Below are 20,823 nucleotides of genomic sequence, written 5' to 3' on the forward strand. Positions count from 1 at the left end.
CGGCCGGACCTGCTCGGCGGTGACGGTCACACCTCGTACTCGACGCCAACGCCGCCGAAGTGAAGCCGGCCCTGTACGACGACCTTGTCGCCGTTCTCGTCGTAGCCGGTGAGGAGGCCCGCCTCCATCAGCCGTAGGACGATCTGGGTGCTCAACTCCTGCCTGCCGACGGCGCCGAGGCGCTTGACGAGCATCTTGTAGCCGAACTCCTCCTCGGCGAGATCCTGGAAGATCTGCCGGGTCTCGTCGTCCATCGGGTACTGGGCCATGTCGAGACCGTCCTCGTTGGCCAGGACCTCCCGTTGCTCCAGCCGGAAGCCGATCGGCTCGACCCGGTAGTACGGCTTGAGGACCGCCTTGCCGCCGGTCCACCGGAAGCGGCTGATGCTGTTCAGTCGTTTGGTGAGGTCGCTGATCCAGCGCACCCGCGCAGCATTGAGTTCCGCCTCGCTGAACTCGTCGCTGAGCTCCGGACGCTGGTGCCGGCCGATGGATATCATGGTGGACGCCCGGTCGCGAAACGATGCCACGGTCCCTCCGGGGTCCTCCGTGTCGTTGCTCACCAGGTTCTCGAACCACTGCTTGCGGCTCAGACGTTCGTCGTCGGACTCGGTGATCCGCCGCTTCCTCCAGAACTCGGAGTCGGGCTCGGTGAAGGAGGCGAAAGTGTAGAAGGAGGCGAGGAACTGGTGGTACTGCTCGTAGGCATCGCGGTACGTCCGGTTGTACCAGGCGTGCACCGTGTCCCTCTCGTCCTCGTGCCGGGTGATGCGGTCGATGGCCGCGGCGGCGGAGACAGCCGACTGCGAGGCCAGGTGCACCCCCTGTGAGAACAGCGGATCGGTGAAACAGGCGGCGTCACCGCAGAGGAAGAAGCGGTCGGCGGAGAACACCTCGGTGTCGTATGACCAGTCGTGCACGATACGGACCTCGTCGACCTGCTTCGCGCCACCGAGGATGTCCGTTGCCTGGACGCACTTCGCGAGGGTGGTCCGATAGAACTCGTCGGCGCCCCGCTCCCGAACCTCGGCGGCCTTGGAGCGGTCCACGACCAGTCCGACGCTGTACAGGTCGTTCTTCACGGGGATCATCCAGACCCAACCGTCTTCGAACGTGATCGAGTACGTGGTGCCCTTCAGGTCTCCCCGGAAGGGGTCCTCCAGCCGGAAGTACGACCAGACCGCGAAGTTCCGGTAGAACTCGTCGTATCGGCGCACGCCCAGCTTGCGGGCGAGCGGTCCACCAGAGCCACCCGCGTCGATGACGAAGTCGCTCTCGACGGTCACCGCGTCCGCATTACCATGACGGACCGTCAGGACCACGCGGTCGGGGCGGGACAGGTCGACGTCGGTTACGGGGGACTCCTCGTGGACGGCTATCCCGCGGCGCCGGGCCTCGTCGAGCAGGAGCTCGTCAAACTCCTCGCGCTTCACCTGGACAGCGTGGTCGAAGACCCAAGGTGCGACCTTGGGGGCCGCGAACGAGAAGGTCCAGGGGGCTTGGTCCTGGCCCCAGAGAAAGGTCGCCGAGGGCTTCTTCACGTAGTTCTGCGCGTCGATCCTCTCCTGGAGGCCGAGGCGGTTGAGGATCGACATCGTCCCGGGGAGCAGGGACTCGCCGATCCGGTAGCGGGGGAAGCGGGACCGTTCATAGATCGTGACGTCATGGCCGAGTTTGTGCAGCGTGAGGCCCGCGACACTGCCGGCCGGCCCTCCGCCGATGATCGCCACCTTCGATCGTGCCATCACATTCTCCTTGGGACGGGAACAGGCTGATGCGACTCCGCGCCGGTGCGGTCACGGAGCGCGGAAGGAAGACCGGGGCTCGCGAGGCAGGGAAGGGGGCCCTCACACCCCGTCGCCGCCCGGCCGGAACCGCACCTTCTTCAGGCGATCCGACACCGCGATCGTTTCGACCACGTTGATCTTCGAGGGCATCTTGAACGGTTCGACCTTGTCGGCCAGGAACTCCGCCACGTGCTTGCGAAGGGTCGCGCGGGTGAGCTCGCCCCTCGGCTTGATGTCCACGCACACGGACTGACCAGTGATGGCGTTCGGCTTCCCGTACACGACGCAGTCCTCGACGAGGGGACTGGTCAGCAGGATGGACTCGAGTTCGAGCGGGAGGAGTTTCTCGCCGCCGACGTTGATGACCTCCTTGGCGCGGCCCTTGATCCGGAGGTATCCGTCTGCGCCCTCTTCGACCAGGTCCCCGGTTCTGAACCAGCGGTCCTCGGTCAGCGAGTCGTCGTCGTAGTTCAGATAGCCGAGGAACTGGGTCCGGCTTCTGAGCTGGAGTTCACCGTCGACGATCCGGTACTCCACGCTGCCGTCGGCGATCCTGAAGTACGTACTGCTCGACGACTCGCTCGTGGTGCTGGCGATGCCGGTCTCGCTTGTCCCGAAGGTCTGGAGCAGCCGCACCCCCGAGAAGTTTCTGTTGACCCGCTGCAGCAGTTCCTCGGACATCGGCTCGGTGCCGTACGTGATCAGGCGCAGACTGCTGAGGTCGTATGTGCGGTGGTAGTCGCCCACCATGATCAGGTTGAGGAGGGTCGGGCTCGTGGGGAGGACGAGGATCCGGTGGCGTTCGATCAGCGCGCAGATCTCGTCGGGGGTGCGATTGCGGGGGAGTACCGCAGTGCCGCCGACAAGGAGAGTGCTGAGCAGCGAGTTGATGCCACCGATGTGATCGAACATCAGCACCATGAGGATGTTCAGGGCGTTCGGCCGACGGCGGGGCCGCTTCCCCAGCTTCTCGCCGACGAGGGCGTCGAGACTGTGGAGGATGACCTTCGGCGCACCGGTGCTGCCGCTGCTGAGCAGGACGAGCCCGGCGGCGTCCTCGTTGCCGAGCCGGCCGTGCACGACTGTGGTGCCGGTGTCCGCGCCTGCGCCGGGCCCGGCATCTCTGGCCTGTTGCCCGAGAGCCCGGATCTCGATTCCCGCGTCGGTCCCCCTGACCAGGTGGCCCGGCCGGCAGTGCTCGACAAGGGTGTCGAGCGTGTTGTCGGTGAGGGTCACCACTGGCACGACCACGTTCCTGTCGAGGAAGAGCGCGAACAGCGCCGCCACCGAGTCCAGCGAGTAGTCGCCGTGCACGATCACGGTTTCGCGCGGCGCCACACCATGTTGCGCCAGCTGTTCCCGCGTGTCGCGGATACGGCCCAGGAGGTCCGCGTAGGTGACGGCGGTTCCCCGGTCGAAGAGCGCCGTCCGTGTGCCGAAGTCCTCGAACCTCCGCACCAGTTCGTCGCGCATTCAGTGCACACCCCCAAGGAAGAGCGTCTCGCCCGTGATGAACCCCGACTGTCTGCCGATAAGGAACTCGACCGGACCAATGATGTCGGCCGTTGTGCACTGCCGAGATATCGCCTGACGTGTGATCAGTTCGTCGATCTTCGGTCGGGGAACGGTTCTCGTCAGTACGGTGTGAACCGGTGGAAGTCCGATTCCGTTGACCCTGATGTCAAATGCGGCCAGTTCCTTGCTCATCACGCGGACGAGTTGTTCGACGGCGCCCTTGCTGGCTGAATAGGCAAGTTGTCCTTCGAGGGCCCACGGCACCGCGACTGTAGAGATGTTCAGGATCGCGGAACTCGGCTCCGTCGTCTTCCGTAGTAATTTGACCGCTTCCCGGCAACAGTTCAGCACGGCGAAGAAGTTGATGTCGAAGATCTTGCGGGAAACCTCGTCCGGCGTCGTCATGAAGTGGTTCATCGACGACGTGCCGGCATTGTTGACCAACGCGTCGAGCTTTCCGTATTCCTGCCGGACGCTCCGGAACATCTTTTTCGTCTGGCCTAGGTCCGCGAGATCCACCTGATGGTGCCGGTAGCGCGGATGGTCGACGCCCGCAGGTCTCCTGCTGCACCCGATGACGTCATGGCCCATCTCGAGGAAGTGCTCCGCGAGGGCCTTGCCGATCCCGGTCCGGGTGCCAGTGATCATGAGGATCATAAGACGGGTGACCTGCGCTAACCGTGGGCACCGACGAGCTCTAGCTCCTCCTCGATGAAGCCGATCAGCCTGCGCACGCTGCTGAACGGACTCACCCGGCGAGACACGGCCTTCTCCGAGGTGAGCGACACCTCCACGCCGAACTCGTCCTCGAGATTCTCCTCGACCGCCGAGAGAAAGGCCACCAGATACATCGACTCGAAGACGCCGGCGTCACCATAGAGGCATAAGTCGAGCACATTGTCGGTGGAAATCTTCTCCTCACGCGTCCGGTTGATCTCGTCGAGCGCCATCACGACGATGCTCTGGATTCGTTCCTTCACAATCGAGCCTCCGTCCAGCACAACAGACAGAACAGATCGGGGCGCGTCGGCCGGCAGGTGATCCGGGCCGACGCTTGAATGTTTATTTCACATGCTCCGGGCACCCGCAAGGCTGTTCATCTTGTACAGGTCGACGGCGACCTCCGGCGGGTGTGCAACTGTCCGGTTCCTTCAGTTGTACAGGGCAGCGATCTGCACACCCTTGCGAGCGACGGGCGATGTCCACAGAATTCGAAGCCGCCGGACCCGGAAAGGGCAGCGCCCACAGCGGGAAGAGAAGGAAGGGGTGGGCTATGCGCGACCACACGGACGAAAAATACAGCGATGGCGGGCACAGTGACGGGCATATCCAGATCGCCGGATTACCGGCATTCGATCCGAACGACCCTGCGGAGAACGCGGTCATCAACCGGCTCGTCGGAAACTGGCACCGGCGAGCGGCCGTCAAGCGCGAGGAACCCGACCTCTACGCCCTTTACGACCTCGACCGCCCCGATTTTCGCGAGGACATGATCCCCTTCCGGTCCCATCCGATCTGGGAGCGCCTCTCCGACGAGACCCGCTCGCGGCTGCTGAGCTGGGGCTGGGTGGCCTACAACCGGACCACGGTATTGGTCGAGCAGCGGATCGCCAATCCGGCCTTCGAGCTGGTCATCGGCGGCGCGTACCCCGGACTCGGGGGCCGGCAGCTGGAGCTGGCCGTCGCGCAGGCCATGGTCGACGAGCAGTACCACACGCTGATGCACATCAACGGCAGCGCGGTGACGCGGCGGATGCGCCAGCGAGACTTCTCCGACCGGGTGCTGCCGGACTCGCACATCACAGCGATTCATAAGGCCCATCTGGACCGGTGCGAGGAGCAGTGGGAACGGAACCTCACCACGCTTGGCTTCGCGACGGTCGCCGAGATCTCGATCAACGCCTTCCTGGATCTCCTGGCCAACGACCAGGAGATCCAGGTCGTCAATTCCACCACGGTGAAACTGCACAACCGCGACGAATACTGCCACGCCTCGATCTCCGGCGAGATGATGAAGCAGGTGTACGAGGCGCTGCCGACCGACCGCCGCCGGTTCTTGCTGGAGAAGGTCGGCGCAGGTCTCGAAGCGTTCGTGGCTCCCGACTTCACGACCTGGGAGACCATCGCCGCGTTCGAGGGTGTCCAGGGCTGGGAGAAGGCCGCCGCCGAGGTGCGCGAAGCGCAGACCGGCACCCATCTCGTGCAGGACCACTCGGGGATCCACCGCCTCCTGATGGAGATGGACGTCCTCGATCAGGTCGAGTTCGACTGGGGCACGACGGTGGCCCGATGACCGCGAGCGCCCGCGAGACGGCGCCCCGGCGTGACCTGCGCCCCGCCGCCGTCGCCGTACGCGACATCTACAGCTTCCTCGCCGACCTCGGCCTGGACTGCGACGTCAACCCCTGCACGGCGTTCATCGGAACCGTCGACGCCGGGCAGGTCGAGGACCCCGACGCGTGGCAGGACTTCGTCCGTCGGCTCGGGCTCACCCAGGCGCTCACGCACCTGGTCGACGTGGCGGAGGAGGACGTGGTCGTCACCCTCGCCCCACAGCCGGGACCGGTCGACGGCGGCCTCGACGAGTTGGCGGAGTTGGTCACCGCATACCACAACACCCATCCCTTGCGGATCGATGAAGCGGTGCACCTGGCGTACTGGCCCCACGTGAACGGGGAGTACGTCGTCTTCGTCAAGTTCAGCCATCTGATCGTCGACCTGTCCGACGTGGTCGACCTGCTCCGGCACATCAGAGCCCACCTGCGGGGCGAGATCTCGTCGGCCCGGATCGGCGCCCGCTACCGCCGCCACGAGGCGACCGTCGAGCAGTACGCTCGCCTGCCGGCCGCTGATCCCACGCAGGTCACCCGGGCCCTCGGCGACCTGCCGGTACCGGGCCGCAAGGGCATCCCGACGATCTCCGCCTCGATGGAGCAATGGCTCCCGTTGCGCGAAGGCGTCACGTTTGACGAACTGCTCAGCGCTGTCACCGCCGCCCTGCTTCCCGCCGTCGGCGGCGGACTGGTACTCCAGTACCCCTTCTCCCGCTGGGAGTTCGCGACGAAGGGTGGCTACTTCGTCGAGATCAAGCCGCTCGTCGTGCAGGCCGTGTCGGCCGCGGAGTACACCCCCGCGTATTTCGCTGAGACCCGGCGGTTCCACGAGTCGCTCGGCCGGTTCACGATGTCCGACCTCACCGCCTTCGCCACGGCGTTCACGAGCGGCCGGATGCCCCGCGTCGTCGTCTCCGACACCACGTTCATGCGCCCGGAGCCGACCCTGTGGCGCTGGATACCCGTGCGCAGCGCGCGCGTCTTCGAGGATCTCAAATTCCTCGCCGACCGGTCGTGGCCGGGCCCGCCGCTGTTGCGGATGCAGTACAAGCGCGGATTCCTCTCCCCCCGGACCGCGGCCGACGTCATCGACCGGCTGAAGCAGCGAATAGGAGCAAGCGGTGGAACTCTCGGACCTGCTGACTGACCTCTTCCGGCGCCATCACGAGCGCACCGCGCTACGGACCGCCGGGCGCACCTGGACGTACGAGGAACTCGACCGGACCACGAGCGTGCTCGCCGGCTGGATCGACCGCGAGTGCGCCGCCGGCCGCCGGGTCCTGGTCGCGGGGGAACACACGGCGGAGGCCGTCGTCTGGGCCCTTGCGGTGATGCGCAGCCACGCCGTCCACACCCCCATGAACCCCGGCCTGCCCGCCGACCGGTTCGCAGAGTTCGTCCGTGCGGCGGACGCGGGGCTCGTCGTCTGCTTCGACCGCGAGACGCTCGTACGGGCCGGGAAGGCCGGGGTCCGTGCCCTGCACGCTGGTGACGTGGGCTGGCCCACCGACCCGGTGCCGAGGGACAACGCGGCAGCTGCGCCCGCGGCGCCGCCGCATTCCCGCGTCGCATACTCCATCTTCACCTCCGGCTCGACCGGTGATCCCAAACTCGTCGACGTCGGGCACGGCGGTCTGCTCAACCTGTGCCGCTCCCTGCAGCGACTCCTCGAAATCACGCCGGACGACGACGTCCTGCACTTCGCCTCGCTCTCCTTCGACGCTTCCATCAGCGAGATCCTCGGGGCCCTGTACGCGGGCGCGACCCTCGTCGTACCTGTGTGGGATCAGGCGTCGTGGTTGGGGTCGGTCTCGCGGCACCTGGCCGCCCATGGCTGTGACCTCGCCATGCTCTCGCCGTCCGTCTACGCACGGCTCGACGAGGCGGCACGTCGCCGCATCCGCAAAGTCGAGTTCTGCGGCGAGGCCCTGGGCGAGAGTGAGTTCCACAAGGCGGCCCGGTACAGCCGCGTATTCAACGCCTACGGCCCGACGGAGGCCACGGTCTGCTTCTCCCTCGCCGAGCTGACGGAGTTCACGCCGTCCATAGGCACTCCCCTCGACGGCTTCCGGGCGTTCGTGCGCGACTCCGACACTGGCGACCATGCCACGGCCGGAACCGGCGAACTCGTCATCGTTGGTGACGGTGTGGCACTCGGCTACGCCGGCGGGCACCCGGACGAAAACAAGGTGTTCGGGACAGTCGACGGCACCCCCGCATACGCCACAGGCGACGTCGTCACCCTCGCCGACGATGGCGAACTGTCGTATATCGGACGAATCGACGAGCAAATCAAGCGGCTGGGCCACCGTGTCAACCTCGCCCACGTCGAGTCCACTCTCTCCCACCATCTGAACCGCGATGTGGCGCTCATACGGCAGGACGACACGATCCTGTTGGCCACGACTGCCGACAGCGACGACACGGAGGAGTCGCTGATGGGCCGGATCAGGAGCCTGGTGCCCGTCTGGGAAGCGCCTGACCGGATCATGTTGGCCGACGCGCTTCCGCTGACCGCAGGCGGAAAGGTGGACAGGAACGCCCTGCGGGAGCGGCTCGCAGCGCCGTCCGACGCCCTGGCCGCCGACGCGTCGGAGTTGCGCCACGTGCTTGACGTCGTAGCTGCCGTTCTGGGCCGCGAGCTCGACCCAGACACGTCGATCTTCGATGCGGGCGGTAGCTCCCTAGCCGTGATCCAGATCCAGGTCAAACTCTCCGAGAGGTACGGCGAGGAAGCCGTCGAGGCCGCGTTCGCCTCGATGGACTACGACTTCACCCCGGCCGCTTTCCTGCGTCACCTGCGTGGAGAGGCCATTGCGCCAGGGGAGTCCGCCGCCGAGGTCCTTCTGGGCCGGGTGGAGGCCGAACTGACCAGACTGCGGGTCGAGTTGCCGCTACTCCGTCGAGAGACGGCGTCGTGGGCCGAGCACGGCGACCCGGCCGTGCTCCTCACCGGCGCCTCCGGCTTCATCGGAGGGCATGTCCTGGACCGGCTGTTGTCCGTCGGGCGCCCCGTCCTCGTCGTCAGCACCGGCGACCCCGACCGGGTGCTGAACGAGCACCGCACGAGGTTCGGGCGGGACGTCGCCGCCTACACCCGCGTACGGGCGATCGGATACGAGGAACTGCAACAGTGGGTGGACCGAAGGCGCGGCCCCGCCCTCGACGGTGTGGTGCACTGCGGCTATCAGGTCAACCACCTGCTGCCGCTGGACAGCCACATGAACGGCAGCGTACGCAACACGACGCTGGTCGTCCGCGCCGCTGCCGCCTTCGGCGCCCGTTCCTTCGTCTTCCTCTCGGCCGCCTCGGCGGGAGAACGCTTCGCCCCCCTGTCGGCGGCGGCGCTGGAGGCCGTGGGCGACCCCTACTCCCGGTCGAAGCTGCTCAGCGAGGAGTACGTGAACACCCTCGCCGACGTGGGGTGCGTCGTCTCCCACTACCGCCCCGGCCTGGTATACGGCCACCGGCCCGAGGACCACGGCTACCTCAAGGACGACTGGTTCACCGGCCTGATCGAGGCGGCGCGCCGTCTGCGCGCGATGCCCCGCCTGGACGGCTACGTGCCCGTCTGCGACGTCAGCACCCTGACCGAGAGCCTCCTCAGGGGCCTCCAGGCGGACGCGGGCACGGCCGGGGGCGTCGGCTCCGGCTCTGCGGTCGTCGTACACCGCACGTACTCGCTCGGCGAGCTGCTCCACCACGCCGGCCTCTCGGAGTCCGATGTCCTGGCGCCGGCCGAGTGGTTCGAGCGGGTGCGGGACGGTGGAGAGGTCCACCCGCCGCTCCTGTCCGCCATGCAGGCGGCGCTGCGCGGCCCCGGGTGGCGCACACCCCACCGTGAGGTCGACCACGACATCCTCGGCCGTCTGCTCGGCACACCGCCGACGGCCCCCGAAACCGAGGCCCAGACCGGCGCCGCCCACGCGTCGTCGCCGCGCTAACAGGAACGGAGCCGTTGCCGGCATGCGCTACTCGTTACGTCAGAACATCGTGGTCGAGCCGGTGATCGCCGGCTGGTACGGCTGGTCGTACCTGCTGCCGCCGCAGACTCTCGCCCGCTTCGTCCACAACCGATTCACCCCCATCGTCGAGAGCTACCTCAAGGACCCACAGACTCACGCGGCGGCCGTCCGGCAGCGCCGGATGCACGGCGGCCCCTGGATCCACGCGCACGAGCACCGCGACGCGATCGAGGCCTGGTACCGGGACACGGCTCCGTGGCGGGAGCGGCTCGGAGAACTCTTCGAAGCGATGCGGAAGTTGGAGGAGGAGATCCTCCCCCGCCACCACGGCGAGTCCCTCGACCCCGTCTACCAGGTGCTGCCACCGGCGCTCGCCGGGCGCGTGGAGGTCTTCTACGGCAGGGACAACCGCACACCCGACTACCGCTTCATCGAACCGCTGATGTACGCGTCCGAGTACTACGACGAGTCATGGCAGCAAGTGCGGTTCGGCCCGGTCGAGCAGGACGCCCGCGAGTTCGCGCTCACGACACCGATGCTGGAGTACACCCCGGAGCACCTGCTCGTCGACGTTCCCCTGAACTCCCCGCTACTCGACACGGTCTTCCGAGGCGGTCTCACCGAGGCCGAACTCGCCGCTTTAGCGGCACGGTTCGGGCTCACTGGCGAGCGGGCCGCGCTGTTCGCCTCGTACTTCGAACCCGCCCAGGCACCCGACCTGGAACCGGCCGCGACCCCAGACGACGACGTGCTCGAATACGCGGGGCACGCCTGCGTGTTCGCCCGCTACCAAGGCACGACCTTCCTGGTGGACCCGGTGCTGAGCTACAGCGGCTACCCCGGAGGGGCGGAGAACCGGTTCACCTTCGCCGATCTGCCGGAGCGCATCGACCACCTGCTCATCACCCACAACCATCAGGACCACATGCTGTTCGAGACCCTGCTCCGCATCCGTCACCGGGTGGGCAGGGTCCTGATCCCCAAGTCCTCCAACGCCAGCCTGGTGGACCCCGGACTCGGCGGCATCCTGCGACGGCTGGGTTTCACCGACGTCGTCGAGGTCGACGACCTGGAGACGCTGCGCTGCGGCTCCGCCGAAGTCGTCTCGCTGCCCTTCCTCGGGGAACACGGCGACCTGCGTATCCGCAGCAAGACGGGCTGGCTGATCCGGTTCGGGGAGCGCTCGGTACTGTTCGCCGCCGACTCCACGAACATCTCGCCGACGATGTACGCAAAGGTGACCGAGCTGATCGGCGAAGTCGACACCGTCTTCATCGGCATGGAAAGCATCGGCGCGGCGGCCAGCTGGATCTACGGCCCGCTGTACGGCGAGCCTCTGGACCGGCGCACCGACCAGAGTCGCCGGCTCAACGGTTCCAACTTCCCCCAGGCGAAGGAGATCGTCGATGCGCTGCGGCCGGACGAGGTCTACGTCTACGCGATGGGGCTCGAACCGTGGATGGGCGTCGTGATGGCCATCGACTACGACGAGAACCATCCCGCCATCGTGGACAGCGACCTTCTGGTGCGGCACGTGCGGGACAAGGGCGCGACCGCCGAGCGGCTGCACCTGCGGCGGACGCTGCGCCTGTGAGCGTGTTCCCCCGCCACGGCCCCGCGACCCGCGGGCCGGCCTTCGACGCGCTCCCCGATGAGCCCTCGAGACAAGGTGCCCCACCATGCGCACGCTCCTGATCGACAACTACGACTCGTTCACCTACAACCTGTTCCAGTACATCGGCGAGGCGACCGGTCAGCCGCCCGTCGTCGTGCCCAACGACACCGACTGGTCGCGGCTATCCGTCGAGGACTTCGACGCAATCGTCGTGTCGCCGGGGCCCGGCAGCCCTGACCGGCCCAGGGACTTCGGGATCAGCCGACAGGCGATCACGGACAGCGGTCTGCCCGTCCTCGGCGTCTGCCTCGGCCACCAGGGCATCGCCCAGCTCTTCGGTGCAGCCGTCGGGCTCGCACCGGAGCCGATGCACGGCCGCGTCTCCGAGGTGCGGCACACCGGCGCGGACGTCTTCAAAGGCCTGCCCTCCCCATTCGCCGCCGTCCGATACCACTCCCTGGCCGCCGCCGACCTCCCCGACGAGTTGGAGCCCCTCGCCTGGAGCGACGACGGTGTGGTCATGGGGCTGCGGCACCGCGAGAAGCCCCTCTGGGGCGTCCAGTTCCATCCGGAGTCGATCGGCAGCCACTTCGGCCGGGAGATCCTGGCCAACTTCCGAGACCTGGCCCTCGCCCACCACCGCGCACGGCGGAGCGAAGAGGCCGCCCCCTACGAGGTGCACGTGCGACGCGTCGACGTGCTGCCGGACGCCGAGGAGGTGCGCCGGACCTGCCTTCCCCCCACCGGCGCCACATTCTGGCTGGACAGCAGTGCCGTCCTCCCAGGCGCTACACGTTTCTCGTTCCTCGGCGACGACCGCGGCCCACTCGCCGAGTACGTCACCTACCGGGTCGCCGACGGTGTGGTGTCAGTCCGTCACTCCGATGGCAGGACGACGCGGACACAGCAGTCCTTCTTCACCTACCTGGAGGAGCAGCTCGACCGTCGGCGCATTCCCACACCGCCCGGTCTGCCGTTCGAGTTCAACCTCGGCTACGTCGGCTATCTCGGCTACGAGCTGAAGGCGGAGACCATCGGTGAACCGACGTACCGATCCCCGCACCCGGACGCCGCACTCCTCTTCACCGACCGGCTGATCGTGCTCGACCACCAGGACGGCTGCTGCTACCTACTGGCCCTCGACCGCTGGGGCGAGGACAACGGGGCGCGGGGCTGGCTGCGGGACATGGCCGACCGCCTCACCGAGCTCGCCGACCGCATCCCTGCGCAGCGCACTCCCGCCCTGGCATTCGGTACCGCCGAGACGCCGGCGGACTTCGGGCCCGTCGTGCAGGCCCGCCACGACAAGGACGCGTACCTCAAGCGCATCGACGAATGTCTCAAGGAAATACGCAACGGCGAGTCGTACGAGATCTGCCTGACCAACATGGTCACGGCGCCGACGGAGGCGACGGCCCTGCCGCTCTACTCCGCGCTGCGCGGGATCAGCCCGGTCCCCTACGGCGCTCTGCTCGAGTTCCCGGAGCTCTCGGTGCTCAGCGCCTCGCCCGAGCGGTTCCTCACGATCGGCGCGGACGGCGGTGTCGAGTCCAAGCCCATCAAGGGGACCCGGCCCCGGGGCGGCACGGCTGAGGAGGACGAACGGCTCCGGGCGGACCTGGCCGGCCGGGAGAAGGACCGGGCCGAGAACCTGATGATCGTCGACCTGGTGCGCAACGACCTCAACAGCGTCTGCGCGATCGGCTCGGTTCACGTACCCCGTCTCTTCGAGGTGGAGACCTACGCGCCCGTGCACCAGCTGGTGTCGACGATCCGAGGCAGGCTGCGGCCCGGTACCAGCGCCGCCGCCTGCGTACGCGCGGCCTTCCCCGGTGGCTCCATGACCGGTGCGCCCAAGAAGCGCACCATGGAGATCATCGACCGGCTGGAGGAAGGACCCCGGGGCGTCTACTCCGGCGCACTGGGCTGGTTCTCCCTGAGCGGCGCCGCCGACCTCAGCATCGTCATCCGCACCATCGTGCTCGCCGGGGGCCGGGCGGAGTTCGGCGTCGGCGGGGCGATTGTGGCCCTCTCCGACCAAGAGGAGGAGTTCACCGAGACCGTGGTGAAGGCGCGCGCCATGCTGTCTGCCCTCGACGGCACCACCATAGGGGGTGCTCGATGAGCGGCTTCGGGCGAAGCATCGTCGTCGGCGGGTGCGGAGCGGTGGGCGGCATGTTCGCCGACCTGCTTCGGGAGGCGGGCAGCCAGACGCTCGTCGTGGACATCGCGCCGCCTCCCGAGGAACGCACTTCCTGCCTCGTGGCCGACATCACCGCTCCCGGGCCGGAGCTGTCGGCCGCCGTCGCCGGCGCGGACCTCGTCGTACTCGCCGTCCACGAGGCGGTGGCCCTCAAGGCCGTCGCGCCGGTGACCCGGCTCATGCGACCGGGCGCGCTGCTCGCGGACACGTTGTCCGTCAGGACGGCCATGGTCGAGGAACTCGCGGCCCAGGCCCCCGGCATCCAGCATGTCGGTCTCAACCCCATGTTCGCTCCGGCCGCCGGCATGGCCGGCCGGCCCGTCGCCGCCGTGGTCACACGGGACGGGCCCGGAGTGACCGCCCTCCTGCGACTGATCGAACGTCGGAACGGCCGGCTCGTCCGGCTCACGGCGGAGGAACACGACCGGACCGCCGCCACCACCCAGGCCTTGACCCACGCAGTGATCGTGTCGTTCGGCCTCGCCCTCGACCGTCTGGGAGTGGACGTTCGCACACTGACGGCGACGGCACCGCCACCCCATCTCACGCTGCTCACCCTGCTGGCCCGGGTGCTCGGCGGCAGCGCCGATGTGTACGGGGACATCCAGCGGTCCAATCCTCACGCAGCCGCCGCGCGCCGCGCGCTCGCCGACGCACTGCGCGCCTTCGACTCACTCATCGGTGACGACGACAGCGACGGTGGCCACCGGAGAGTCGAGGGTCTCGACGCGGCCTTCGGGAGGCTCCGGCGGCTCATGGGACCCGAGCTCGGTCCATACCAGGACCGATGCCATGAGCTGTTCCGCACCATCCACCACACGAACGACGAAGGCGAGACAGACCGATGATCGAGCAGGACGAGCTGCACCGGCTGCGCGCGGAACTCGACCTCCTCGACGGGACGCTCCTGGACACCCTGCGCCGCCGTATCGACTGCGGCGTGCGCATCGCCCGGTACAAGTCCCGGCACGGCGTGCCGATGATGCAGCCCGGCCGCGTCCACCTGGTCAAAGAGCGGGCTGCACGCTACGCGGTCGACCACGGCCTCGACGAGACGTTCCTGGTGAACCTCTACGACGCGATCATCGCCGAGATGTGCCGCGTCGAGGATTTGGTGATGGACCGGGAAGTCGGCGACCGACGATGAGGAGAGCATGATGCACGCGACTACGACGCACACGTCCCTGGCGCAGCGGCCGGCAGCGCAGCAGCCGTACTGGCCGGACGAGGCGGCCCTCGACGACGTGGAACGGGAGCTGGCCGGACTGCCCGCACTCACCAGCGAGGACGAGGTCGTCGACCTCATGCGCGGGATGGAACTGGTCGCTCGCGGCTCGGCTCTCCTCATCCAGGGCGGTGACTGCGCCGAGCGCTTCCACGAGGCCGTACCGGAATTGGTCCGGCAGAAGGTGGACAACCTCCAGGGGCTCGCCGCGATCATGCGGGCGGGCAGTCGCTCGCCCACGGTGGCCGTCAGCAGGATCGCCGGCCAGTACGGCAAACCACGGTCCTCGCCTTTCGAGGCGGAGGACTCGGGCCGTCAGATGCCCAGTTACTGCGGCGATGCCGTGAACGACCCAGAGTTCGAACCGGTTGCGCGAACCCCGCAACCACGTCGGCTCCTCACCGCATACGAATGCTCGCGGCTCGTCCTCGACGAGCTCCGCCGCTCCTGGTCGGGACGGCCGATCCTGGAACGGGTGTACACCTCGCACGAACTGCTGCTCCTGCCCTATGAACGACCCCTGGTGAGGGAAGGCACGCGCGGCGCGTACAGCGGATCCGCCCACTTCGGCTGGATCGGCGAGCGGACGCGCCAGCCCGACGGCGCCCACGTGGCTCTCGCGCAGGCCGTGCACAACCCTGTCGGGGTGAAGCTGGGGCCGACGGTGTCGCCCGAGGACGCTGTAGCCCTGAGCCGGACGCTGAACCCGGAGCGCGTTCCCGGGCGCCTGACCTTCATCGTCCGCTTCGGTGCGAAGGACGTGGACCGGCTCCTGCCACTCGTGGTCGACGCGGTGGCCCGCCATGGCGCACCGGTCGTCTGGCTCTGCGACCCCATGCACGGCAATGGTGTGCGATTGTCCGGACACAAGACCAGATTGATTGAACCGATGCGGTCCGAGATCACCTCATTCACCCGTGTGCTGCAGGAACGGGGGCAGTGGCCTGCCGGCCTCCACCTGGAGATGACCCCGGACCCGGTCACGGAGTGTGTGTCGGAGCGTGATGAGGAGCCGCGGTTCACGGACTACCGGTCCACCTGCGACCCGCGTCTGAACCCTGAGCAGTCGGCGGAGATGGTCTCCCATTTCCTCGCGCTGCTCTAGCGCCACCCGCGTTCACGGCCGGTGGCCCGACCTCCGCTCGGAGGACGGGCCACCTGGAGCCACGGGCCACGGTTACGAACGGGCCTCCAGCGAGCGCTCCGCCGGACGGCTCGTGGTGCCGCTGCCACTGCCGACCACCCGGGCCACGCCGCCGAGTACCATCGCGGCCGTCACGAGCGAGGCGCTCACTACCAGGGGAGCGCGGAAGCCGAAGTCCGCGCTCAGGGCGACACCGCCCAGGGCCGGACCGGCAGCCGCGCCGACGTTCATCGCGGCGGTGGCGAAGCCGCCGGCCAGCGTGGGTGCGTCCGAGGCCGTGTAGAGGGACTGCGCGATCAGGGTGGAGCCCACCGCGAACGAGAGCACCCCCTGGACGAACACGAGGATCAGGGCCACGGCCGTGTTGCCGGCGGTGAGGGCGAACACCAGCCAGCCCGCCAGCAGCGCCACGCCACCGACCGCCAGCACCTGGCCGGGCCGGCTGTCCGCGAGTCGGCCGCCCAGGTTGACCCCGACGAAGGATCCGATGCCGAACAGCGCCAGCGTGGCGGGCACCCACCCGGTGCTCAGACCCGTGACATGCGTGATGACGGGTGTGAGGTACGTGAACGAGCAGAACGTCGCTCCGTTGACCAGCGCACCGAGCACCAGCGTCAGAACCAGCCGAGGCGTGCGCAGCGCCCGCAACTCGTGGCGGACGCTCGGAGCGTCGGGGTCGACGGGCGTCGCCGGTACGGACCGCAGGATGGCGAAGACGGCGGGCGCGGAGATGAGCGCGACGCCCCAGAACGCCGAGCGCCAGCCCCAGAACTCACTCAGTACGGCGCCGAGCGGCACACCGGCGACGCAGGCGAGGGTCACACCGCTCAGCAGCACCGACGTCGCCCGGCCCTTGGCCTGCGGACCGGCCATGCTCGCCGCGGTCGCGAGGCCGACTGCGAGGAAGCCGGCGTTGGCCAGCGCGGCGATCACCCGCGTGACGAAAAGGATCTCGAAGCTGTCGGTGAGGGCGCCGACGACGTGCGCGAGAAGGAAGGTGATGAGGAAGGCGAGCAGTGCCCGGCGGCGCGGCCAGCGCAAGCTCAGCATCGCGACCAGCGGCGCGCCGACGATCATGCCGACGGCGAAGGCCGAGGTGAGCGAGCCGACGGCTGGAATGGACACACCGAGATCGGCGGCGATGTCCGGTACCAGACCGGACAGCATGAACTCCGACGTTCCCTGGGCGAAGACGGCCAGCCCTAGAACGTAGATGGCGAAAGGCATGAAGAAGCTCCAACTACATCGCAGATCAGGAAGACGCAACGCATGGACAGAAGGGCATGCGCTGCATGGGAGATGGCCTGGAGAGACCTCCGGGCGCTGTCCCGCGATGCGGTTGATCCGTGGCGGATTCGCGACGCGCTGCTCGGCGGCTACGCCGAAGAAGGCAGGGGGCGTCAGAGAGTTACGCGATCAGCCACCGGATCACCGGTGGCTAGCTTCTCTCCGCCTCAGGACTGGACATGTTTCTCAACTTAGCAACGCCCGGATCGCCGTGTCTAACGAATAGTCGCCCCTGCATCCGGCCTCTCTGTTGCCCCTGAACCGGTACGACGCCGTCGCCGTCGCGTGTACGGCGACCTGTGAAGACGGAGTGCTCATGACCACCTACCAAACAGCCATGATCATGGTCGGTTTGGCCTTGATACTCGTGCTCGCGCATGTGCTCGGGCGCCTCGCGCGGCGGTGTGGCCAGCCGGCGGTCATCGGCGAGATCCTCGCCGGCATCCTGCTCGGTCCGACCCTGTTTCACGGCGCCCTGTCGGAAACGCTCTTACCCGTGGATATCCGGCCCATGCTCACCACGCTCGGCAACCTCGGAGTCGCGCTCTTCATGTTCCTCGTCGGGCTCGAACTCGACTACCGGATGCTGCGCGGGAACGGGCGTGCCGCGGCCGGGGTGTCCGTCGGGTCGATCGTCTGCGCGTTCGGACTCGGTGTCCTGCTCGCGCTATACCTGTGGAATGACCACGCGGTCGGACACCGGCTCGGCTTCCTGCTGTTCATCGGTGCGACCATGTCCATCACGGCGTTCCCGGTGCTGGCCCGCATCCTCACCGACCGGGGTATCCAGCACACCAGGGTCGGCGTGCTGGCGATGGCGAGCGCGGCCGTCGGGGATGTGATCGCCTGGCTCTTGCTTGCGGCCGTACTCACCTTCACCGGGAGCCGGAATTCCTGGCGGGTTCTGCTGGTCGTGCCGTATGCCCTAGCCATGGTAGGGGTGGTACGGCCGCTGCTCGGCAGGCTCTTGGCCGCGCCGGAGCGAGGCCGAGAAGACCTCGCACGTGGGGCTGGGGAGGATGGGATCGGAGCCGGCTCGCTCGGCGCCCTGACGGTACTGCTGCTTGTCTCCGGCGCGTTGAGTGAGTGGTTCGGTCTGCACTTCATCTTCGGTGCGTTCCTTGCCGGCGCGATCGTGCCACGCCACGGAACGGAAAGGCTGCGCGTGGCGCTCAAGGACCGGTTTGAGACGATCACCTGGATGCTGCTGCCGACGTACTTCGCGGTGGCAGGGTTGAAGGTGGACTTGACCACAGTGGGTGGCGACGGACTCGGCGAACTGGGTCTGATCCTCCTCGTGGCGATCGGTGGCAAGTTCGGGGGCGCCTACCTGGGAGCACGGGTCGCCGGCCAGTCCGGACGATCGGCCACGACGCTGAGCATCCTCATGAACACCCGCGGCCTCACCGAACTGATCATCCTTGGCGTCGGCCTGCAACTGGGGCTGCTCGACACGGACCTGTACTCACTGATGGTGGTCATGGCCCTCGTCACCACCGCTATGACCGCACCGCTGCTGCGCTGGGCCTATCCGAGCCAGATGATCGACGCGGATCTGCGAGAGCTGGCTGAGGAGTGGACCGAGAGGCCGAAGCACACACAGCCGGCCGAGCCCGTGGGCGCGAAGTCGTCGGAGGCAAAGTGATGAATACCACCCTCCTGACAGGGCTCCTGCCCCAGGCGGCCTTGAGCGCTGAGGCGTTTGGTGATGTCCCCGGCGCCTGGCTCTTTCCGGAGGAAGCCGCCGCGTTGAGTGGCGCAACCGACCGCAGGCGCAGGGAGTTCGCCACCGTGCGTCACTGTGCCCGCGTCGCCCTTACCTCCCTCGGCCGACCGGCCGGACCGATGGTCCCGGGGAAGCGGGGTGCGCCAACGTGGCCGGAGGGGGTGGTGGGCTCGATGACCCACTGCGACGGCTATAGGGCCGCCGTCGTGTCCCGGCGGATCGACATCGCGGCTCTGGGCATCGATGCTGAACCCCATTTGCCCCTGCCGCCGAGCCTTCTCGGCCGCATCGCCTCACCGCGCGAGCGGGACCACCTGGCGGCGTTGCGCCAGGCCCATCCCACTGTGCACTGGGACCGGCTGTTCTTCAGCGCCAAGGAATCCGTGTACAAGGCCTGGTTCCCCCTCACCCGGACCTGGCTGGACTTCCGCGAGGCGGAGGTGGCTCTCGAGCCGTACCGGCAGACGTTCCGTGCCCGCCTGCTGCGGACCGGCCACGACGACGAGGGGCGACCGCTCCACGAGTTCGACGGGAGGTGGCGGGTTGGCCGCCGCCTCGTCGTCACCGCCGTCTCCTATGGGGTCTCCGCCTTCGCTCATGGGCGGGTCCGGCGCGACACCGTGTACGGGCGGCGTTAGCCGGCCAGCGAGTCCTCGGCGCAACGCAGCTCCTGGGCCATTTCCTTGAGGTCGTCCGCACAGGCGGACAGGATGTCCGCCACGGCGTTCCGTCCGTGCAGGGGCACGGTGGGGGCGAGGCGCTTCCATTCTTCGGTGGTCCGCAGTTGCGTGCGCAGGCGGTGCAGGACGAGCCTTCCGTTCTCGTTGAGCCGCAGCGAGGGATCGTTGCGGAGTCCGTCGAAGAGGGTGATGCGGTGAGCGAGATCGGGTACGCGGCCCAGCCTCATACGGTCTTCGTCCGTGCTTGTCGGCGTGGTGCCTGTGGGTCCGCCTGAGCACCGGCCGGCCGGAATGGCCTCCTGGCCGTTGGCCAGTCGGCGGCGTACATCACGTGCGGTTCCCACCGAGATCCCGGCCTGCCGCGCAATCTCCCTTAGCGAGGCCTCTGGGTTCCGGCTGATCACCTCCGCGGCCATGCGGCGCCCCTCGGCGGTGTTCGACGGCCGCACCCGGCCGTCACGGCCGACGCGTGTCTCCGGCCGTGCACCTGGGTCGGTAATGTCTCGACGCAGCGCCCCCACGCCGGTGGCGTTCCAGCCGGTCATCTCGGCGATGCTTCGGTCGGACCAGTCGGGATGCGCGCGTAAGATCCGCAGTGCGGCCTGCTTCCGTTCGTCGCGCGAGAGCGGAAGTCCGTGGCGCATGTTGCACTCCACGGCGCGCAGGAAGGCAGCCTGTTCGTCCCCCTCGAACCAGCGCGCACTGATGGTGCGTCGGTTGCGCAGTGCCGTGGCCCGCAACCGGTGCATGCCGTCGACGACACGTAATGTCGCCCTGTGCACCAGTATCGGCGGGAACTCCGCCTCGCTTTCCGCCAGCGCTCGTACGTGTGCGTGGTCGAGGGTGAAGCGCGGCGAATCGGCCGGCAGCAGGGACCGTATGTCGATGTCAAAGCTCGACGCCTGTCCTTGATCCGATGTTTCGGACATCAATGCCTCCAGGAGTGCACATCGTCGATGACAAGGAACGGTGGAAGGCCCCCGCCCGGACACGCTGGAACGGCGCAGGCGCCCACCCCCTGGCCTTCAACGCGCCTCGTTCGCGTTTGAACGTCTCTGCAGGGCGGCGATGGTCGCGGGCGGGACCCCCGTGCTTCCCGCGCGGCAGCGCGGCCTCCGACTCGGCCAGGGCCTGTACGTGCCGTATGTCCTCCGCGGCCGCACGTGGTGAACCGGACAACAGGAAGGGCCGCACGGGCACCAGTCCTGTTCGCAGCTGTGCCCCCCGTCCGTCGTCAGGACGTGCTGCACCACCGGTTGACACGTCGGGCACAGGCGGTTCCTCCCCGCAGGCGACATACGGTGGATCTCACTGCACCACACCGGTGATGCCGCATGAAGTGA

Annotated in this window: 16 protein-coding genes; 10 read left to right on the forward strand and 6 right to left on the reverse strand. The window is 68.0% G+C overall.

Features of this window, described 5'->3' with window-relative positions:
* Nucleotides 1-26: 26 nt before the first annotated feature.
* From cmlS to BFF78_RS28795, 4 genes are all read right to left on the reverse strand, one after another.
* The gene (gene cmlS / locus BFF78_RS28780; protein WP_069781062.1) at nt 27-1,745 is read right to left on the reverse strand and encodes a chloramphenicol-biosynthetic FADH2-dependent halogenase CmlS; all 1,719 of its coding nucleotides are present in this window, start codon (nt 1,743-1,745) and stop codon (nt 27-29) included.
* A gap of 102 nt (nt 1,746-1,847) precedes the next feature.
* Nucleotides 1,848-3,260 (reverse strand): class I adenylate-forming enzyme family protein, encoded by a 1,413-nt coding sequence (locus BFF78_RS28785; RefSeq protein ID WP_069781063.1) that lies wholly within the window; start codon nt 3,258-3,260, stop codon nt 1,848-1,850.
* Nucleotides 3,261-3,950, reverse strand: coding sequence for an SDR family NAD(P)-dependent oxidoreductase (locus tag BFF78_RS28790; RefSeq protein WP_227025954.1), 690 nt, complete (start codon nt 3,948-3,950; stop codon nt 3,261-3,263).
* A 26-nt stretch (nt 3,951-3,976) separates the two neighbouring features.
* Nucleotides 3,977-4,282, reverse strand: a complete 306-nt coding sequence (locus BFF78_RS28795) for a hypothetical protein (RefSeq protein WP_227025955.1) — start codon at nt 4,280-4,282, stop codon at nt 3,977-3,979.
* Between the two features lie 293 nt (nt 4,283-4,575).
* Here BFF78_RS28795 and BFF78_RS28800 point away from each other — a divergent pair, with 293 nt between their 5' ends.
* From BFF78_RS28800 to BFF78_RS28835, 8 genes are all read left to right on the forward strand, one after another.
* On the forward strand, nt 4,576-5,595 hold the full coding sequence (locus BFF78_RS28800; protein ID WP_069781065.1) for an AurF N-oxygenase family protein: 1,020 nt from the start codon (nt 4,576-4,578) through the stop codon (nt 5,593-5,595).
* A complete protein-coding gene (locus tag BFF78_RS28805; RefSeq protein WP_069783874.1) occupies nt 5,592-6,782 on the forward strand; it encodes a hypothetical protein in 1,191 nt (396 codons plus the stop codon). The genes BFF78_RS28800 and BFF78_RS28805 overlap by 4 nt, the downstream gene beginning before the upstream one ends.
* On the forward strand, nt 6,757-9,579 hold the full coding sequence (locus tag BFF78_RS28810) for an AMP-binding protein (RefSeq protein ID WP_069781066.1): 2,823 nt from the start codon (nt 6,757-6,759) through the stop codon (nt 9,577-9,579). The genes BFF78_RS28805 and BFF78_RS28810 overlap by 26 nt, the downstream gene beginning before the upstream one ends.
* Nucleotides 9,580-9,601: 22 nt before the next feature.
* Nucleotides 9,602-11,194, forward strand: coding sequence for an MBL fold metallo-hydrolase (locus BFF78_RS28815; protein ID WP_069781067.1), 1,593 nt, complete (start codon nt 9,602-9,604; stop codon nt 11,192-11,194).
* Nucleotides 11,195-11,279: 85 nt separating this feature from the next.
* Entirely contained in the window at nt 11,280-13,340 is a 2,061-nt protein-coding gene (pabB, locus tag BFF78_RS28820; protein ID WP_069781068.1) for an aminodeoxychorismate synthase component I, read from the forward strand.
* Entirely contained in the window at nt 13,337-14,266 is a 930-nt protein-coding gene (locus tag BFF78_RS28825) for a prephenate dehydrogenase dimerization domain-containing protein (protein ID WP_069781069.1), read from the forward strand. Before pabB ends, BFF78_RS28825 begins: the two co-directional genes overlap by 4 nt.
* Nucleotides 14,263-14,565, forward strand: coding sequence for a 4-amino-4-deoxychorismate mutase CmlD (gene cmlD / locus BFF78_RS28830; protein WP_069781070.1), 303 nt, complete (start codon nt 14,263-14,265; stop codon nt 14,563-14,565). The genes BFF78_RS28825 and cmlD overlap by 4 nt, the downstream gene beginning before the upstream one ends.
* Before the next feature lie 7 nt (nt 14,566-14,572).
* A complete protein-coding gene (locus BFF78_RS28835; protein ID WP_227025956.1) occupies nt 14,573-15,748 on the forward strand; it encodes a 3-deoxy-7-phosphoheptulonate synthase in 1,176 nt (391 codons plus the stop codon).
* Nucleotides 15,749-15,820: 72 nt separating this feature from the next.
* Here BFF78_RS28835 and BFF78_RS28840 read toward each other — a convergent pair whose 3' ends face one another.
* Nucleotides 15,821-17,014 carry a Cmx/CmrA family chloramphenicol efflux MFS transporter gene (locus tag BFF78_RS28840; RefSeq protein ID WP_069781071.1) on the reverse strand — a complete coding sequence of 398 codons (1,194 nt, stop codon included), beginning with the start codon at nt 17,012-17,014 and terminating at the stop codon, nt 15,821-15,823.
* Nucleotides 17,015-17,390: 376 nt separating this feature from the next.
* Between BFF78_RS28840 and BFF78_RS28845 the strand changes: the two genes are divergently transcribed.
* Nucleotides 17,391-18,719, forward strand: coding sequence for a cation:proton antiporter (locus BFF78_RS28845; protein WP_069783876.1), 1,329 nt, complete (start codon nt 17,391-17,393; stop codon nt 18,717-18,719).
* Nucleotides 18,719-19,438 carry a 4'-phosphopantetheinyl transferase family protein gene (locus BFF78_RS49400; RefSeq protein ID WP_069781072.1) on the forward strand — a complete coding sequence of 240 codons (720 nt, stop codon included), beginning with the start codon at nt 18,719-18,721 and terminating at the stop codon, nt 19,436-19,438. The genes BFF78_RS28845 and BFF78_RS49400 overlap by 1 nt, the downstream gene beginning before the upstream one ends.
* Here the strand turns inward: BFF78_RS49400 and BFF78_RS28855 are convergent.
* A complete protein-coding gene (locus BFF78_RS28855) occupies nt 19,435-20,472 on the reverse strand; it encodes a transcriptional regulator (protein ID WP_227025957.1) in 1,038 nt (345 codons plus the stop codon). The two genes, BFF78_RS49400 and BFF78_RS28855, sit on opposite strands and share 4 nt — an antisense overlap.
* Nucleotides 20,473-20,823: the final 351 nt, after the last annotated feature.

It is taken from the genome of Streptomyces fodineus (assembly GCF_001735805.1).
Taxonomy (GTDB): Bacteria; Actinomycetota; Actinomycetes; order Streptomycetales; family Streptomycetaceae; genus Streptomyces; species Streptomyces fodineus.

Bases quoted from the DNA above. Each gene is read 5' to 3' on its own strand.
- cmlS (WP_069781062.1), bottom strand. From the start codon at position 1,745: ATGGCACGATCGAAGGTGGCGATCATCGGCGGAGGGCCGGCCGGCAGT.
- BFF78_RS28785 (WP_069781063.1), bottom strand. From the start codon at position 3,260: ATGCGCGACGAACTGGTGCGGAGGTTCGAGGACTTCGGCACACGGACG.
- BFF78_RS28790 (WP_227025954.1), bottom strand. From the start codon at position 3,950: ATGATCACTGGCACCCGGACCGGGATCGGCAAGGCCCTCGCGGAGCAC.
- BFF78_RS28800 (WP_069781065.1), top strand. From the start codon at position 4,576: ATGCGCGACCACACGGACGAAAAATACAGCGATGGCGGGCACAGTGAC.
- BFF78_RS28805 (WP_069783874.1), top strand. From the start codon at position 5,592: ATGACCGCGAGCGCCCGCGAGACGGCGCCCCGGCGTGACCTGCGCCCC.
- BFF78_RS28815 (WP_069781067.1), top strand. From the start codon at position 9,602: ATGCGCTACTCGTTACGTCAGAACATCGTGGTCGAGCCGGTGATCGCC.
- pabB (WP_069781068.1), top strand. From the start codon at position 11,280: ATGCGCACGCTCCTGATCGACAACTACGACTCGTTCACCTACAACCTG.
- BFF78_RS28825 (WP_069781069.1), top strand. From the start codon at position 13,337: ATGAGCGGCTTCGGGCGAAGCATCGTCGTCGGCGGGTGCGGAGCGGTG.
- cmlD (WP_069781070.1), top strand. From the start codon at position 14,263: ATGATCGAGCAGGACGAGCTGCACCGGCTGCGCGCGGAACTCGACCTC.
- BFF78_RS28835 (WP_227025956.1), top strand. From the start codon at position 14,573: ATGATGCACGCGACTACGACGCACACGTCCCTGGCGCAGCGGCCGGCA.
- BFF78_RS28840 (WP_069781071.1), bottom strand. From the start codon at position 17,014: ATGCCTTTCGCCATCTACGTTCTAGGGCTGGCCGTCTTCGCCCAGGGA.
- BFF78_RS28845 (WP_069783876.1), top strand. From the start codon at position 17,391: ATGACCACCTACCAAACAGCCATGATCATGGTCGGTTTGGCCTTGATA.
- BFF78_RS49400 (WP_069781072.1), top strand. From the start codon at position 18,719: ATGAATACCACCCTCCTGACAGGGCTCCTGCCCCAGGCGGCCTTGAGC.